A 16,402-nucleotide genomic window follows, 5' to 3' on the forward strand; every position below is an offset into this window, starting at 1 on the left:
TGAGAGCTCGGCCGCGTAGTCGGCCCGCTTTAGATGTGGGCGCCGTTGTCGGCGGCGGCTTCGTCGGCAATGGTCGAGAGGATGCCGCGGACGTCGAGCGTCGAGAATGGCTTTTCCAGGATGTGCGGGCGCTGCTGCGGCGGCAGCGCTTCGATTTCCGCCTTGGCGCCGATCAGATCGCCGGTGACCAGCACGAAGCGCTGCGCCAGCGCGGGCCGCTGAGCAAGCAGTTCGCGGTAGATCGCAATGCCGCTGATGCCCGGCATGCGCAGATCGGAAAAAACGATGTCTGGCGGCATGTAGCCGTTCAACACGTCCGCCGCCGATGTCCAGCTTGCCACGACGCGCGACTTCACGCCCATCAATTCGAGTATGTCGGACAACGAGCCGGCGACGTCCGGCTCGTCGTCGATCACCAGCGCGTGGCGCAGCCCGCTCGAACGCGCCGGACCTTCGCCGGGCGCGGCGCTGCCGCCCGCGATCGCCGGCAACTGCACGACGAAGCGCGCACCTTGCGGCTCGACCTCCTCGAACCAGATGTTGCCCTTGTGGCGCTCGACGATCGATTTCGAGATCGACAGGCCGATGCCGGTGCCGACGCCGACCGGCTTGGTGGTGAAATAGGATTCGAAGATGCGCGAGCGGATCGCCGCGGGGATGCCCGGGCCGTTGTCCTCGACGGAGAAGCCCGGATTGCCGTGCTCGTTGCGGAACGTCCGCACCTTGACGCGCCGCTCGCCGGTGACGCCGGCCAGCGCATGCTGGCTGTTGATGAGGAAGTTGGCCGCCACTTGGGTGATATGGTCGGCATCGGCCATGGCAAGCAGCGGCCCGTTGGCAAAGTCGGTGTCGATGATGATGCCGCTGGAGCGCGCCCCATAGGCGGTGACTTCGAGCGCCGAGCGCATCACCTGGTTGAGATCCGTCTCGGCCTGCTCGGTCGGGTGCAGGCGCACCATCGACAGGAAGCTCTTGACGATGCGGCCGCATCGCTCGGCGGCGGCGCGCACCTTCTCGGCCCGCACCTTGGTTTGCGGGTCGCCGGCGAATTCATGCAGCAGCGTCGACTGCGCCACCACCACCGCCAGCGGATTGTTGAGCTCGTGCGAGACGCCGGCGAGCAGCGAGCCCATCGCCGCCATCTTCTCGTTCTGGTGCAGCTTCTCGCGTTGGCGGTTGATCTCCTCCTCGGCCTGCAGCTTTTCGCGCAGGTCGCGGATCGAGCCGAAGATCAGGCGGCGGTCGGCAACACGCATCTCGGTTGCGGTCAGCTCGATCGGGAAAATCTCGCCCGCGGCGTTCTGCGTGACGGTCTCCAGCCGCTGGCCGACCATCGGCGCGCCGCGGCCGGCCATGTATTCGGCGCCAGAGGCATAGCCTTTGCGGTAGTATACCGGAACGATGGTATCGAGCAGGTCCTTGCCGAGGATTGCGCTGCGCTGGAAGCCGAACATCTTCTCGGCAGCCGGATTGAATTCGATGATCGAACCCGTCTCGTCGATGACGATGATGGCGTCCAGTGAGGCCTGCAGCATGGTGCGGCGGATCACTTCACTGGCATGCGCTTCCGATGGCGAGCGCTCGATGGCGTCGCCGATGGCCAAAGCGATGATGTGCAGCGTCGCTTCTTCCTCATCCGTCCATTCGCGCTCAGCGATGCAGTCATTGATGGCCAGCGTGCCCCAAAGGTGGCCATGCGCGAACACGGAGACGGACAGGAACGACTTGATGTTCTGCTTCTCGAAATCGGCCCGCAGGAAACCCTCGAGGTCGCGCGTGTGGCCGGAGAAAATCTTGCCTTGCCGCTCGTCCTCCTGCAACTGCTCAAGCAGCGAGTCCGAGTTGATGATCGACTGCATGATCACCGTGGGCGAGGCCAGCTCGCCGCCGAAGTCAGGGTCGATCCAATAAGCGGCGACGGACTGGGCGAAGCCTTCGCCCGGCAATTCACGCAGGCGGAAAAGGATGCCGCGCTGGCAATCCATCTTGCGGCACATCGTCGCCAATATGTCGTCCATCTCGCGCTGCCAGTCGCCTGCCTCGCGCAGGCGGCGCACGACATGGACAGCCGCCATGGCGGCGCCGCCCGGACGCGAGCCATTCGTATCGGTGCGTGCTGCATCAGCAGTCATGGTCATCCAAGGCCCGGACGTCGGTCGTTCAGAGCGTCCCTCCGTTCCACGGAAACGGCGAACCGCTCTACCGCTTTGTTTTGACGCAATTCCGGACGGAAGGCTACGGCCAAGGCGCCGAGCCTAGCCGTTTCATGCCATTCCCGGAATGCTCTAGTTGGCGTCGCCGCTCGGCAGCGAGAAGATATAGCCTTCGCCGCGCACCGTGCGCAGGAATTTCGGATTGGCGGGGTCGGCCTCGATCTTCTTTCGCAACCGCATGATGCGGATGTCGACCGCGCGCGAGGATTCCGGATCCTCGACGAAGCCGATCGCTTCCGAAATCGCCGCTCGCGTCAGAAGCCGGTTGGCGCGGGTGAGAAAAACCTCGAGCACGTCGAACTCGCTTTTGGCCATCTCGATCACCGCGCCATTGGCGCCGATGACCAGACGGCCGTCGAAATCGGCCTGGAAGCCGCCGAAATTCACGAAACGGCGATTTGCGGTTTCGGCCTTCCCCGGCTGCGGCTCGGCCGGCTGCGGCACGCGGCGCAGCACGCTGCGCACCCGCGCCAGCACCTCGCGCAATTCGTACGGCTTGACGATATAATCGTCGGCGCCGAGCTCCAGTCCGACGATGCGGTCGAGCGCGGTGCCGGCGGCCGTGGCGTAGATGACGCCGATCTGCGTTTTCGAGCGCAGCCAGCGGCCGAGCGACAGCCCGTCCTCGCCGGGCATGGCGATGTCGAGAATGGCGAGGTGGAAGGACTGCGCCTCGAACAGCGAGCGCGCGGCGGCAGCATTCTCGGCCATGACGACGTCATAGCCGCTGGCGCCGAGATATTCGGCCACAGCCTCCCTCAGATCCGGTTCGTCCTCGACGACGATGATGCGTGCCTTCACGACGAGCTCGCTCCCGCTTTCAGCAGAAAGTAGATTGGGTATAAACATGATGTCCAGCACTCATCTCGAGTTGTCTGTGGCGGGGTGAAGAAAATGGCCGCACGATCCGTCATTGCGCTTGTGTCCGTCGCCGAGGTGGTGGCCAAAAATCTCGCCGACCATCTCGAACGGCGCGGGCACGATGTGCGCCAGGCGCGCCAGCCTTGGGAGGCGGAGACGCTGCTTTCGGCCGGCGGCATCGATGTCGTGGTCGTCGGCGACGACGTCACCCAGGCCGAGGGCCGCGAACTGCTCAGGCGTTACAGCAGCCAGGGCGGGGGTGGAGAGGGCGGTCCCGACTTCATCCTGATCTGCCGGCCGCGCGACCTTGTCGACAAGGTGCTGGCGCTCGAGCTGGGTGCCGCCGACGTCATCGAAAGCCCGCTCAACGTGCGCGAGCTTGCCGCGCGCATCGGCGGCCTGCTGATGAGACGCGGCAGGGCCGGCGGCGAGCTGATCGTGCTGGAAAACGCCACCGTCGACCTGCGGTCGGCCATGGTGATGCATCGCTCGGGCGCGGAGGAGCAGCTTTCCCCGGGCCAGGTGGCGCTGCTCAAGCTGTTCCTGGCCAGCCCGCGCAAGGTGCTGACGCGCGACGATATCATTGCCGCGGCGCCGGCGGAGAATGCCGACGCTTTCGACCGATCGATCGATTCGCGCATCGTGCGGCTGCGCCGCAAGCTCGACACCGAGACTATCACCACCATCAGGGGCGCCGGCTATCGTTTCGATCCGCCGGTTCCACGCAACGAGTAAGCTTTGATCAGTGAGGCTTTTGAGCATCGGATTCCCCAAAGCGGTGATCATTTGGGTCCGACAACGCCTGGCGTTCAGCGCACGACGATGACCGAGGGTCCAGTTGGAACGTTCGCGCTGACGGTTATCCCGGCCTGGGCGCGATCCTTTAGCAATACCGTCGCAAGAGCGGCAAAGCCCAGCAAACCCTGCGCGTAAAGCAGCGCGGAAAGCACCGAGGCGGCAAGTTTCGTCTTCATCTCTTCAAATCCTCGATCTCGAAATCGGGCTTCAGGAAACTCCCGAAGCGCCCGCGCCGCTGACGGAGCCCCCCGCTGCGGCGCGGGCCTTCGGTCCTCTCGGCAGCAAGTAGCCGGAGGGGCCGCGCGTCCTCATCAACCGGAGGCCGACCCGCCAGAAGGCCTTCAGCCGGTGGACGCGCAGGCTGGACAAAATCCAGACCGTGGCGATGAACAGAGCCATGTGCAGCGTCGAAACCTCGCCGGAAGTCATCGCCGCCAGCGTCGTCGCCGGCTTGCCGGCTACCGAGCCGGCGCCGCCGAGCACGATCGCCGCGACGCTGATCCTGAGAAACCAGGAGCGGAGTTTCGATTTCCTGCCCATTTTCGTTTGTGGATGTCTGTTCCCGTTGCGTCAAATTTGATGCCGGCCTGTATCCAAATCATGCCGCCGCAGATGCATTTTGTTGCAGATCGGTTTCGAAAGTGGGTCCTAGTCTTTCATATACATATAAAATGAACTTTCGTTTCTGGCCGAAGCCGATTGTGCGACGCCTGACCGCCACCTCTCGCAAAGGTCCGCGGTACTGCTCAACCGGCCTCGCTGTTAATTTGCAGAAACGAATTCGAAACAGAAACGAGTATTAAGCGAAATAGGTCTGAAACGGACGAGCACGATAAGGCCCCATCGAAATTGAAGCCGGACACAACGGCAAAAAACAGAGGGATCGTCATGCGCACCGCCATTTCGGCCAAGCTTATCCATATCACCGCCGCCGCGCTCACCGGCGCGGCGCTTCTGTTCGGCGCCGGCAATGCCGCCCACGCCAACCAGCTCGTCGCCAAGGTTTCGCTGTCGCAGCAGATCATGGAAGTCACGGTCGATGGCCGCCCGACCTACATCTGGAAGGTCTCGACCGGCAGCAGAGGGCACATCACGCCGACTGGCTCGTTCAAGCCGACCCGCTTGCACGAGATGTGGTATTCGAAAAAATACGACAACGCGCCGATGCCGCATTCGGTCTTCTTCAGAGGCGGCTATGCCGTCCACGCCACCTATGCCATCAGCCATCTCGGCCGTCCCGCTTCCCATGGCTGCGTGCGGCTGCATCCCGATGCGGCGGCCGATTTCTATCAATTCGTCGAGGCCTTCGGCCCCGGCAACACCAGCATCGTCATTGTCAAGTAACGCCCTGGCCAAGCAACCGGCTAGGTAAGAGTAGCAGGCAGGTTGCCGCCTTCCACCCATCGAGAAGCCGTGAGGCAGCCGCCAAAAAAAGAGGCCGGAATTTTCCGGCCTCTTTGTTTTTCGCTTCGGTTGCCGTCTCAGCTCGGCAGCGCCGGCATCAGCTTCGGATCGGGCTTCTCGGCGAGATGCGGCAGGTCCTTGCTGGCGATGAAAGTGTAGAACATCGGCACGACGAAGAGCGTGAACATCGTGCCGACCAGGATGCCGGTGAAGATGACCAGGCCCATCGAATAGCGCGCGGCAGCACCGGCGCCGCTGGAGACGATCAGCGGCACGACGCCGAGCGCCATGGCCGCCGTGGTCATCAGGATCGGCCGCAGGCGCACCTTGGCCGAAGCGATGATGGCGTCGCGGCGCCGCATGCCATGGATTTCACGCTGCTGATTGGCAAATTCCACCAGCAGAATGCCGTGCTTGGTGATCAGGCCGATGAGCGTGATCAGGCCGACCTGGGTGTAGATGTTGAGCGTCCCCAGGCCGATGTTGAGCGGCACGATCGCGCCGAAGATCGACAGCGGCACCGCCATCATGATGATAAGCGGATCGCGGAAGCTCTCGAACTGGGCCGCCAGCACCAGGTAGATGACGATCACCGCCGCCGCGAAGGCGATCAGGATGGTGTTGCCCTGCTCCTTCTCCTGCCGCGACTGGCCGGAATAGTCGACGAAGAAGGTGTCGGGCAGGGTCTCCTTAGCGAGGTCCTCCAGCACCTTCAGCCCGTCGCCGGTGGTCACGCCAGGCAGAGGCAAGGCCGAGATCGTTGAGGAGTTCAGCTGGTTGAACTGCTCGATGGCCGCCGGCGAGGCATTGGTCGAGATCTTCACGACCGCCGACAACGGCACCATCTTGCCGTCGACACTGCGCACGAAATACTCGCCGAGCTTGTCGGGATTGTCGCGGAATTCCTGCGGCACCTGCGGGATGATGTCGTAGCTGTTGGAGTCGCGGTCGAACTGCGCCACTTCGGAGCCGCCCACAAGCAGCGTCAGCGTATTGCCGATATCGGCGATCGGCAGGTTCAATGCTGCCGCGCGCTCACGGTCGATGGTCACGGTCACCTGCGGCGCGTCGTAAGACATCGAGTTCTGCACGACGATGAAGCGGCCGGAAGCCTGCGCCTTGCTCTTGATCTTCTCCGCCTGCTCGAAGACCTCAGAGGGAGCTCCGGTGGAGCGTACCACCATGGAAATCGGCAGGCCGCCGCCGGAGCCGGGCAGCGTCGGCGGCGCGAAGACGAAGGCTTCGACGCCGGCGACCTTGGCGAGGCGGCCTTGAATGTCGGCCTGGAGCTCCTTCGAACTGCGCTTGCGCTCTGCCCAGTCCTTGAAGGCGAAGCCGACGAAGGCGCCGTTGGTCGCGCCGCCGAAGGCGACGGCGGAGAATTGCGCCCTGGTCTCGGGAATGTCTTTCACCAGGCCAAGCATCTGATTGACGTAGGCCTCGGTGTAATCCGATGTCGCATAGCGCGGCGCGGTGACGATCGAGAGCAGGAAACCCTGATCTTCTTCCGGCGCCAGCTCAGTCGAAGTCTTGGTGAACATGAAGCCGGTCAGCGCCACGAGGGCGACGACGATGATCAGCGTCACCGGGCGGTTCCTGAGCGAAGCGGTGACCGCCCGTTCGTAGACGCGCTCGACGCGGCTGAAGGTTCCGTCGACGATCCGCTGGAAGCGGCCGTGCTGGCCCGGCTTCAGCAGGCGAGCGGACATCATCGGCGTGATTGTCATGGCGATCACGCCCGACAACACCACCGAGCCGGCCAGCGTCACCGCGAATTCGCGGAACAGCGCGCCGGTCAGGCCGCCGGTGAAGGCAAGCGGGGCGAACACGGCGGCCAGCGTGATGGTCATCGCCACGATGGCCGTCGCGATCTCGCGCATGCCGTTGAAGGCCGCCTGCATCGGCGACATGCCGTCTTCCTCCATGTGGCGGTGGATGTTCTCCACCACCACGATGGCGTCGTCCACGACAAGGCCGATCGCCAGCACCATGGCCAGCAGCGACAGAAGGTTGATCGAATAACCGACCGCAAACAGGATGAAGCAGACGCCGATCAGCGATAGCGGGATCGTCACGATCGGCATCATCACCGAGCGGAACGAGCCCAGGAACAGGAGGATGACCACGATGACGATGGCGACGGCTTCGCCGATGGTCTTGAACACTTCCTCGATCGAGGCGCTGATCTGGCCAGTGGCGTCGTAGACGACCTCGATCGTCATGCCTTTCGGCAGCGTCTCCTGGATCTGCGGCACGAGCCGGGTGACCGCGGCGGCGGTCGTCAGCGGGTTGGCCGCAGGCGTCGGGAAGATGGCCAGGAAGGTTCCCGGCTTGCCGTTGAAGCTCACCCTGGTGTCGGTGTTTTTCGCGCCGAGCTCGACATGCGCGACGTCGCGCAGGCGCACTACCTGGCCATCCGTCGAGCGTATCGGGAGCTGGGCGAAGGCCTCAGGCGTCTGCAGGGTCGAATGCACGGTGATCGAGGAGACCACATATTCGTTCTCGGTGTTGCCGGGCGCCGACAGGAAGTTCGAGTTGTTGATCGCGGTCAGCACGTCCACGGCGGTGGCGCCGCGGGCGGCAAGCCTGATCGGGTCGATCCAGACGCGCATGGAATATTCCTGGGCGCCGAAGATCTGGACGTCGGCGACACCTTCCACGGTCGAGATGCGAGGCCGGATGACGCGCTCGATATATTCGGTGAGCTGCTCCTTCGTCATGTTCGGGTTCTGCATCGAGATGTACATCATCGCGAACTGCTGGCCGGTGCCCTTGACGATGACCGGATCCTTGGAGGCGTCCGGCAAGGTGCCGCGCACGCCCTGGACCTTGGACAGCACCTCTGCCAGCGCGACGTCCGGATTGGAGCCGAGCTTCATCTGCACCGTGACCGTGCTCGAGGACGGACGGCTGGACGAGGTGACGTAATCGATGTTTTCGGTCGAGGCGACGGCGCGCGCGATCGGGGCCGATATGAAGCCCTGGATCAGGTCGGCACTGGCGCCGGGATAGGCCGTGGTGATGGTGATCGCCGTCTCGTCAACCTTAGGATATTGGCGGATCGACAGGCCGAAGATGCCCTGGAAACCGAGCAGCAGGATCAGGCAGGCCAGCACCGTCGACAGCACGGGCCGGCGGATGAAAAGGTCGGAAAAGGTCATTGCTGAACCTGTTTGTTCGCCGATTTGCTGGGATCGATGGTGTTGTCGACGGCAACCGACATGCCGTTGAAGAGCCGGTTCTGGCCGGCCGTGACGACCTGGTCGCCGTCCTTGAGGCCCTCGACGATCTCAACCATGCCGTTGTTGCGGCGGCCGAGCTTGACGAAGACCTGCGAGATGGTGAGCGCAGGCTGCTGCGCGGCCTCGGCCGGCTTGGCGGCGTCGCCGGCCGCTTTGTCGGCCGGCTTCGCGTCCGCCGGGTTTGCGGCGTTGTCGGCTGGCTTGGTGGCGTCCGCCTGCGGCTTGGCGGCATCGCCGGCCGCCTTATCGGCGCTAACCTTCTGCTCATCCGGCTTCGCCGGCGCGGCAGCGGCTGCGGGCTTCGCCGGCTCGACCACGAAGACATAATCGCCATAGAGGCTGGTCGTCACCGCCGTCTGCGGCACGGAAATGACATTGTTTTCCTGCGGCAGCTCGACACGGATCTGGACGAACTGGCCAGGCGTCAGCTTGCCTTCCGGATTGGCGACCTCGCCGCGAATCGAGACCAGCCGGCTGGCGGGATCGATCTTGGGGTCGATGCCGCGAATGGAGCCGGCAAATGACATATCGGCGAGATTGGTGCCGAGCTTGATGGTCTGGCCGATCTTGAGCAGCGGCAGCTGCTGTTCGGGTACCGTGAAGTCGACCCGCATCGTGCCCAGGTCCTGGATCGTCACCACCGCATTGCCTGGCGCCAGATACTGGCCGATGTCGATCTTCGGGATACCGACCGTGCCGCCGAAGGGTGCGGATAATTGCTTCTGATCGAGCACCGCCTGCAGCTTGTTGACCTGCGCGGCCGAGGCGTCAGCCGCGGCACGCGCAGCGTCAAGCGTCGCGTCGGTGCCGACGCCGCGCCGCTGTAATTCGATCGCGCGGGTCAGCGCCGCCTGGTCCGAGGCGGCCTGCGCCTTCTGCGCCACCAGATCGGCTTTCTCGACGGCATCGTCGAGCTGCACCAACACCGCGTCGGCGGCAACCTTCTGGTTGGCGTGGAAAAGGATGTCCCTAACGATGCCGCTCGTCTCGAGGGTGAGATCGACGCCGCGCACGGCGTTGACGGTGCCGATGGCCTCGATGCCGGGGGTCCATACCGAAGGCTTGACCGTCACTGTCGACACCGTCGCGGCCGGCGGCTTCATGGTGGCGAAATACTGCTTGATGCCGGCGTCGCGCATGAAGTTGAAACCAACGATGCCGACGCACACCAAGGCAAGCAGCAGCAAAAATCCGGCGATGATGAAAAAGCGCTTCACGGTGGTCCCCTGGGCCGGCAACCGGCAAATCAATCGATGCCGGGGCACATATCGACGATAAGTCCCGATTTCAAATCGGCGCGCTTTACTGTACCGGCTGGACGGTCTTGTCAATTCTGCCTAAGCTAATGTACGGGGAGGCGCGATGAGAGTACCCAGGGCGAACTCGCGCGAAAAGATACTTGCCGCCGCTGCCGACGTGGCGCGCGAGGCTGGTCCGGGAAGCCTGTCGCTCGAGGCGGTCGCAAGCCGCGCCGGCGTGTCGAAGGGCGGCCTGCTCTATAATTTTCCGACCAAAGCCAAGCTGATGCAGGGGCTCGTCGAAAGCTATCTCAACGACTTCCAGAAGGCGCTGGAAACACGCGCCACCGAGGCCGGCCACGAGAGCGTCCTCTCAGCCTATATCAAGCTGTCTGCCGACGACTGCGAGCGGCCGAAACCATCGGCGTCGTGGATGTTCTCGGCGATTGCGGAGGATCCCGATTTTCTGACACCGATCAAGGCCTTCAAGCGCCAGCTGTTCGAAAGGCTGAAGGGGGAGACGGACGACCTCGGCTCGCTGCTGGTCTGCTTTCTCGCCATCGAAGGGATGCGCAGCATGAATCTGTTCGATTCAGACGTGCTCTCAGAAGACGAGCGCAAGCTTCTGGTGTCCTCGCTCCTGAAGATAGCCGGATAGGTCACCAACGGTTTGGTGGTGACCAAACGGCTTGGTAGTGGTGGTGACCAAACGGTTAAGAGCGTCACACCAGCTTCATCCTAGGGACATAGCGTCCTCCCCGGTTCTTTGCTGCAATGCAAAAGGAGTGGGACAATGGTGGACGTAGTTTCGAGTGAAGCGGGGATCCCGAGACCGGATCATCCCCTGGAACAATCGGGCGGTGCCAAATGGTTCCTGCCGACTTTCGGCGTGCTGGTGCTCGTCGGCATCGTCTATGTCGGCTATGCGCTCAGCCAGGATCTGGCCATCGCCAAGACGGTGCCCTGGATCCTGCTTGGGATCGCGCTTCTGATCGCGCTGGGCTTCGAATTCGTCAACGGCTTCCACGATACCGCCAACGCGGTCGCCACCGTCATCTACACGCGCTCGCTGCCGGCCGAATTCGCCGTCATGTGGTCGGGCGTCTTCAATTTCCTCGGGGTGCTGACCTCGAGCGGCGCGGTGGCCTTCGGCATCCTGTCGCTGCTGCCGGTCGAGCTCATCCTGCAGGTCGGCTCGTCATCCGGCTTCGCCATGGTGTTCGCCCTTCTGGTCGCCGCCATCCTGTGGAACCTCGGCACCTGGTTCCTCGGCCTGCCGGCCTCGAGCTCGCATACGATGGTCGGCTCGATCATCGGCGTCGGCCTCGCCAACCAGTTCATGGCACCGGCCGGAAGCGCCACCAGCGGCGTCGACTGGGGGCAGGCGACCAATGTCGGCATCACCTTGCTGGTCTCGCCGATCGTCGGCTTCTTCGCCGCCGCCATCCTGCTCTATGCCATGAAGCTCCTGGTGCGCAATCCGGCGCTCTATGAAGCGCCGAAGGGCAATGCGCCGCCGCCATGGTGGATCCGCGCGCTGCTGATCTTCACCTGCACCGGCGTCAGCTTCGCGCACGGCTCCAATGACGGCCAGAAGGGCATGGGGCTGATCATGCTTATCCTGATCGGCGTGGTGCCGACAGCTTACGCGCTCAACCGCACGCCCGACATCAACTATCTCGACGCCTACAAGGCGGCCTCGGTGTCTGTCGAGCAGGCTCTGGGCAAGTACCTCAAGCCTGGCGTTGCTGTCGCCGATGCCAATGCTGCCAAGGCTGCCGTGCAGGAGGCCGTGCGCAGCAAGAGCTGGAACGATCAGACCACGATCGCGCTGCAGACCTATATCCACAACACCACCGCCGGGCTGCAGCCTTACGCCTCGGTCAATAACGTGCCGACCGACCTTGTCAGCAACGCGCGCAACGACATCTACCTGATCGGCGAAGCGCTGAAGCTGATCGACAAGAAGAAGCTGCTGCCGATGCAGGACGCCGATCTCAAGGCGGTGACCGACTACCACAAGGCGGTCGACAACGCGACGAAGTTCATTCCGCTCTGGGTGAAGATCGCCGTGGCGCTGGCGCTCGGCCTCGGCACCATGGTCGGCTGGAAGCGCATCGTCGTCACCGTCGGCGAGAAGATCGGCAAGAGCCACCTGACTTATGGTCAGGGCGCCGCCGCCGAGCTGGTCGCGATGATCACCATCGGCATGGCCGACCGTTTCGGCCTGCCGGTGTCGACGACGCACGTGCTGTCGTCCGGCGTCGCCGGCACCATGGCAGCCAACGGTTCCGGCCTGCAATGGTCGACCGTGCGCAACCTGCTGCTGGCCTGGGTGCTCACGCTGCCCTGCTCGATCGCGCTGGCCTTTGTGCTGTTCGTGATCCTCCGCCACGTGTTCTGAGCAGGAAGGTCCTCAAGGAAACGGCGCGGCTGGCGGCGCCGTTTCTTTCCACCGCCGCGCAACTTCTGCCCTGCGAGCTAGAGCGGTTCACCGTTTCACGGAAACGGCGAACCGCTCTATCTCTTTGTTTTGCGCAATTCCGGACGAAAAACCGCTCACACTTTTCCTGGAATTGCTCTAAGGCGGCGCAGCTGGCGCAGCGACAAAACATGCAGCAGGATTGAGCTTGGCACCACGAAAGCAGGGGTCAGCACACCCGGATAATCGCCAGCGCCGATGCTCAGCACATCCGGAACGATCAACTGCCACGGGCCGGGCGAGGTGATTATGCCCATGGTGATCGCGACAGCGAAATCGGCAAGGCCGAGGATATTCCAGAGAATTGCTGCCCTCCGGCCCCCGGCTGTGCCGGTAGCCACCGCGATCGCCGCAGGCAATGCGAACAGCCCTGTCAGCACGTCGCCGACGCCTGCCGGCACCGCGAATACGCCGGGCAGCGCACCATGCAGCCACGCCGCGAGCGCCCAACTGCCGAATACGCGGTAGAGCTGAACCGCGACGAGCCAGCTCGCCGGCATTGCATCGAGCACCTGCCCGACCCGCCTGGAGAACAGCAACAGCGGCGCACCGATGATCACCGGCAGGAAGATGGCCGATGGCAACGCCGGTAAAGCCGTGGCGTCCGGATGGAAGATGCCATTGATCGCGGCGCTCCAAGCGACGGCGAACCACAGCGTATCCGGGATCATGATTGCCAGCCAAGTCGCGCAACGTTGACCCGGTGTCAGGCTCGTATGTTCGAGGCCGAGCCACAATCCCAGGGCGATGAGCCCGTGGGCCGCGAGCTGGTGGAACGTGGTCGGAACGCCGCTCTCCGGGATCGCCGGCCAACGATAGATCAAGAGTAGCCACAGCGTTGTGAGCGGCACAAACCACAGCAAGCCTCGCCAGGCGTCACGCAATGGAACGACGGCAGGGGAAACAGCTTCGGCGGTCATCGGCGGTACTCCATTGAGCCCAGCGCATTTTGCTGACGCCCAGATGTAAGCCCGCTCTCCGCGAGGCGGCTATCCGCGACAATGTTGATGGCCTGTGAAGCAGAGCTTCACAGTTTGCGGGCTCCCAGGCGAGCGGCCGCTGTGACTTTTTCCCGAGATTGCTCCGCTTGTGGCGGATGCAAATATCAGGTCGGATCTTCGCGATGCAGGTCGTGGATGGTCACGCCGTCGGCGTTGTCGGGCAGCATCAGCCACTTCTTGTGACGCAGCGTGCGCTCGGTGTCTTCCAGGCCCATTTCCCAGTGCTCGCGCATCGAGGTGCCGGAGAACTCGTAGTCCTTCGCGTGGCCTTCATAGCCTTTGTGCTGATAGATCAGGTGGACGATGTTGACCACGCCTGCGTCGGAATAGTCGGCTATCAATTCCTTCTCGCCATCCTTGAGCTGGTCCGGCGGCACGCGCTTCAGCGCGTCGAGCAGCTTCATCTTGAGCGCATGGATGCGCTGGAAGTTGTCGGTGTTCTGGCGCGTGCGGCTGGAATACATGATGTCCTTATGGCGCGACAAGACGTCGGCCAAGCCGCGCGGCAACACGCCGCGGGCGCTGAACAGATCGACCTGGAACACCAGCGAGGAGCGGTCCTCCTCCTGGTCGAGCAGGTATTGCAGCGGCGTGTTGGAGACGATGCCGCCGTCCCAGTAATACTCGCCTTCGATGCGGATCGAGGGGAAGGCCGGCGGCAGCGCGCCGCTCGCCATGATGTGCTCCGGCCCGATGCGCACCTTGTCGGTGTCGAAATAGACGAAGTTGCCGGTCCTGACATTGACCGCGCCGACGCTCAAGCGCTTCTTGCCGTCGTTCAGCACGTCGAAGTCGATCAGGCTTTCCAGCGTGTCCTTGAGCTCGGCGGTGTCGTAGAAGCTGGTGGCGCCTTCGGCTCCCGCCAGCTGGAACCAGGGGTTCGGGCTGCGCGGCTTGAAGAAGCCCGGCTGGCCCATCGTCATGGTCATCAATGACGAGGTCTGGTTGCGGATATCGCGATAGATGTCGCCCTCGGGCGTATAGGCCCATATCTTGCGGCCCGAGATCGTCTGCCAGAACTGCTCCAGCCGCTGCAGGCGGCGGCTAGGCTCGTTGCCGGCGATGATCGAGGCGTTGATGGCGCCAATCGAGACGCCGGACAGCCAGGTCGGCTCGCAGCCGGCGTCGGCAAGCGCCTGATAGACCCCTGCCTGATAGGCGCCGAGCGCGCCGCCGCCCTGGAAGACCAGAGCGATGCGGTCATATTGCGCCGTGATTTCCTGGATGGTGGCGGCGGCCGCCTTGTTGCGGGTACGCTCAAGCACCGGCTTTCTCCAGTTCCTTCGCGCCGGCAGCCGATCGGCCGCGGTCCGCGAGATAATCATGCACGACTTCGCCGAGACCCAGCGTCAGATCGGCGGTGAAGTGAACGGCCGAGACGATGTCGAGCACAGGCAGCTTGGCGACATCGGCCATGACATGCGGCCGAAGGTCGAGCGCGGCGGGCGCCGTCCAGGCTTCCTTCAGTGTGATGTCGGTGAGGTAGTAGCGGACCAGCTCGCAGATGCGTGGGCTGCCGTCGACGTGCGGGATGATCTTGATAAGGAAGTTGGGCGCGGCGAGCGAGGCGAGCACCTGGTCGTGGTCGGCTTCGCGGTGCTTGTAGCCCATGGTGCCGGTGGCGCAGAGCACGCTGCCATAATGCAATGTGCCGACCACCACCTCGCCCTCATGCACGATCTTGGGGTTGGCGAGCTTTTTCGGGAAACCCCAGAGCTCGCGGCCGCCGGCGATCGGCGCGTCGTCGTCGAGATACATGGAATGCACGTAGCCGCCGTGCTGGCCCTTGTAGCGCACCGGGATGACCTGGCCGGTCTCGGTGTAGTCGCCGAAACCGGTCGAGTCCGGCATGCGGATGAATTCGTATTTGACCAGCGGCTCGTCGATCTCGAGCGGCGCCGGCACGACGGCTTCCAGCGCCTCGCGCGTCGTGCGGTAGGTGATGATGATGTATTCGCGGTCGAAGAAACGATAAGGGCCGGGCGGGAAGGACGGGTTGGTGAGCGGCATGGCATAGGCGCGCTTCACAACATCGGCGATTTCCATGGCTGGTGCCCCAGTAAGGTTTGAAATGACCCGCGCGAATGCGCTGGCAAATATGTTGCATGGCAGCATGACAGTGCCGTGTCAGCCCGGCGACACGCCGCCACGGAGCCGGCAAAATGGCGCTGCCGCGCTGTAATCGAGCCGACACATGGCCGTGCCATTGTCGTGCTGCATTGCACCAACTATCTGCTCTCCTGACTCGTTGCGTTGATAAGTCCCTCCCACCTCTTGCGAGATCTCCCATGGGTTCCCTGTCTTCGAAGAATGCGCTCGTCACCGGCTCGACCAGCGGCATCGGCCTTGCAATCGCGCGTGCCTTCGCCGCGGAGGGCGCAAACATCACCATCAACGGCTTGGGCGACGCGGCGGCGATCGAGCAGGAGCGGGCCGGCATCGAAAAGGATTTCGGCGTCAAGTGCCGCTATTCGGGCGCCAACATGATGGACGGCGCCGCCGTCACCGCCATGATCCACGAGGCCGAGGCGGCGTTCGGCAGCCTCGACATCCTGGTCAACAATGCCGGCATCCAGCATGTCGCGCCGATCGAGGAATTTCCCGACGACAAATGGGAAGCCATCATCCGCATCAATCTCCTGGCCGCCTTCTACGCCATCAAGGCGGCGGTGCCCGGCATGAAGAGCCGCAAATGGGGCCGCATCATCAACACGGCTTCGGCGCATGCGCTGGTCGCCTCGCCGTTCAAATCGGCCTATGTCTCGGCCAAGCACGGCATCGCCGGCCTGACCAAGACGGTGGCGCTGGAAGTGGCGCAGGACGGCATCACCGTGAACGCGATCGCGCCCGGCTATGTCTGGACGCCTTTGGTCGAAAAGCAGATTCCCGACACGATGAAGGCGCGCGGCATGACCGAGGAGCAGGTCAAGCACGACGTGCTGCTCGCGGCGCAGCCGACCAAGGAGTTCGTCACCGTCGAGGAGCTTGCCGCGCTGACGCTCTTCCTGTGCTCGGATGCCGCCAAGCAGATGACCGGCACGACCCTGCCGATGGATGGCGGCTGGACGGCGCAGTAAGCGCAACGGCGATCGCAAAACGAAGGCGGTCGGAGGCAACGCCTTCCTTGACAATCGGCGGTGATCGTTCCAGCATTCCGGCAAGG

Annotated in this window: 14 protein-coding genes; 5 read left to right on the forward strand and 9 right to left on the reverse strand. The window is 63.6% G+C overall.

Features of this window, described 5'->3' with window-relative positions:
- Nucleotides 1–29: 29 nt before the first annotated feature.
- Nucleotides 30–2,132, reverse strand: a complete 2,103-nt coding sequence (locus FJ423_RS16060) for an ATP-binding protein (RefSeq protein ID WP_181174804.1) — start codon at nucleotides 2,130–2,132, stop codon at nucleotides 30–32.
- Between the two features lie 153 nt (nucleotides 2,133–2,285).
- Nucleotides 2,286–3,014: a response regulator transcription factor gene (locus FJ423_RS16065; RefSeq protein WP_246680171.1), complete on the reverse strand. Its 729-nt coding sequence runs from the start codon at nucleotides 3,012–3,014 to the stop codon at nucleotides 2,286–2,288.
- 93 nt (nucleotides 3,015–3,107) lie between these two features.
- On the opposite strand from FJ423_RS16065, the gene FJ423_RS16070 reads away from it, so the two are divergent.
- Nucleotides 3,108–3,809, forward strand: coding sequence for a response regulator transcription factor (locus FJ423_RS16070; protein ID WP_140692892.1), 702 nt, complete (start codon nucleotides 3,108–3,110; stop codon nucleotides 3,807–3,809).
- A 74-nt stretch (nucleotides 3,810–3,883) separates the two neighbouring features.
- On the opposite strand, the gene FJ423_RS33565 is transcribed toward FJ423_RS16070, so the two are convergent.
- Both FJ423_RS33565 and FJ423_RS16075 read right to left on the reverse strand, forming a co-directional pair.
- Nucleotides 3,884–4,048 (reverse strand): hypothetical protein, encoded by a 165-nt coding sequence (locus FJ423_RS33565; protein WP_181174806.1) that lies wholly within the window; start codon nucleotides 4,046–4,048, stop codon nucleotides 3,884–3,886.
- Between the two features lie 31 nt (nucleotides 4,049–4,079).
- A complete protein-coding gene (locus FJ423_RS16075; RefSeq protein ID WP_140842958.1) occupies nucleotides 4,080–4,412 on the reverse strand; it encodes a hypothetical protein in 333 nt (110 codons plus the stop codon).
- 348 nt (nucleotides 4,413–4,760) lie between these two features.
- On the opposite strand from FJ423_RS16075, the gene FJ423_RS16080 reads away from it, so the two are divergent.
- Nucleotides 4,761–5,216: a L,D-transpeptidase gene (locus tag FJ423_RS16080; protein ID WP_140842960.1), complete on the forward strand. Its 456-nt coding sequence runs from the start codon at nucleotides 4,761–4,763 to the stop codon at nucleotides 5,214–5,216.
- A 137-nt stretch (nucleotides 5,217–5,353) separates the two neighbouring features.
- On the opposite strand, the gene FJ423_RS16085 is transcribed toward FJ423_RS16080, so the two are convergent.
- Together FJ423_RS16085 and FJ423_RS16090 are read right to left on the reverse strand one after the other, a co-directional pair.
- The gene (locus tag FJ423_RS16085) at nucleotides 5,354–8,437 is read right to left on the reverse strand and encodes an efflux RND transporter permease subunit (protein ID WP_140842962.1); all 3,084 of its coding nucleotides are present in this window, start codon (nucleotides 8,435–8,437) and stop codon (nucleotides 5,354–5,356) included.
- Nucleotides 8,434–9,735, reverse strand: coding sequence for an efflux RND transporter periplasmic adaptor subunit (locus FJ423_RS16090; RefSeq protein WP_246680172.1), 1,302 nt, complete (start codon nucleotides 9,733–9,735; stop codon nucleotides 8,434–8,436). Before FJ423_RS16090 ends, FJ423_RS16085 begins: the two co-directional genes overlap by 4 nt.
- A 145-nt stretch (nucleotides 9,736–9,880) precedes the next feature.
- Here FJ423_RS16090 and FJ423_RS16095 point away from each other — a divergent pair, with 145 nt between their 5' ends.
- Together FJ423_RS16095 and FJ423_RS16100 are read left to right on the forward strand one after the other, a co-directional pair.
- Entirely contained in the window at nucleotides 9,881–10,414 is a 534-nt protein-coding gene (locus FJ423_RS16095) for a TetR family transcriptional regulator (RefSeq protein WP_095767408.1), read from the forward strand.
- Between the two features lie 135 nt (nucleotides 10,415–10,549).
- Nucleotides 10,550–12,160 (forward strand): inorganic phosphate transporter, encoded by a 1,611-nt coding sequence (locus FJ423_RS16100; RefSeq protein WP_140842964.1) that lies wholly within the window; start codon nucleotides 10,550–10,552, stop codon nucleotides 12,158–12,160.
- Between the two features lie 155 nt (nucleotides 12,161–12,315).
- Here the strand turns inward: FJ423_RS16100 and FJ423_RS16105 are convergent, their stop codons facing one another.
- The 3 genes from FJ423_RS16105 to FJ423_RS16115 form a co-directional block, all read right to left on the reverse strand.
- The gene (locus FJ423_RS16105; protein ID WP_140842966.1) at nucleotides 12,316–13,158 is read right to left on the reverse strand and encodes an MFS transporter; all 843 of its coding nucleotides are present in this window, start codon (nucleotides 13,156–13,158) and stop codon (nucleotides 12,316–12,318) included.
- Nucleotides 13,159–13,343: 185 nt separating this feature from the next.
- On the reverse strand, nucleotides 13,344–14,504 hold the full coding sequence (locus tag FJ423_RS16110; RefSeq protein ID WP_140842969.1) for a patatin-like phospholipase family protein: 1,161 nt from the start codon (nucleotides 14,502–14,504) through the stop codon (nucleotides 13,344–13,346).
- Complete coding sequence (locus tag FJ423_RS16115) at nucleotides 14,497–15,285, reverse strand: acetoacetate decarboxylase (RefSeq protein WP_140633071.1); 789 nt, start codon at nucleotides 15,283–15,285, stop codon at nucleotides 14,497–14,499. The genes FJ423_RS16110 and FJ423_RS16115 overlap by 8 nt, the downstream gene beginning before the upstream one ends.
- Nucleotides 15,286–15,527: 242 nt before the next feature.
- On the opposite strand from FJ423_RS16115, the gene FJ423_RS16120 reads away from it, so the two are divergent.
- Nucleotides 15,528–16,316 (forward strand): 3-hydroxybutyrate dehydrogenase, encoded by a 789-nt coding sequence (locus FJ423_RS16120; RefSeq protein ID WP_140842971.1) that lies wholly within the window; start codon nucleotides 15,528–15,530, stop codon nucleotides 16,314–16,316.
- Nucleotides 16,317–16,402: the final 86 nt, after the last annotated feature.

Origin of the sequence: Mesorhizobium sp. B2-8-9 (assembly GCF_006439475.1) — a bacterium.
Lineage (GTDB): Bacteria > Pseudomonadota > Alphaproteobacteria > Rhizobiales > Rhizobiaceae > Mesorhizobium.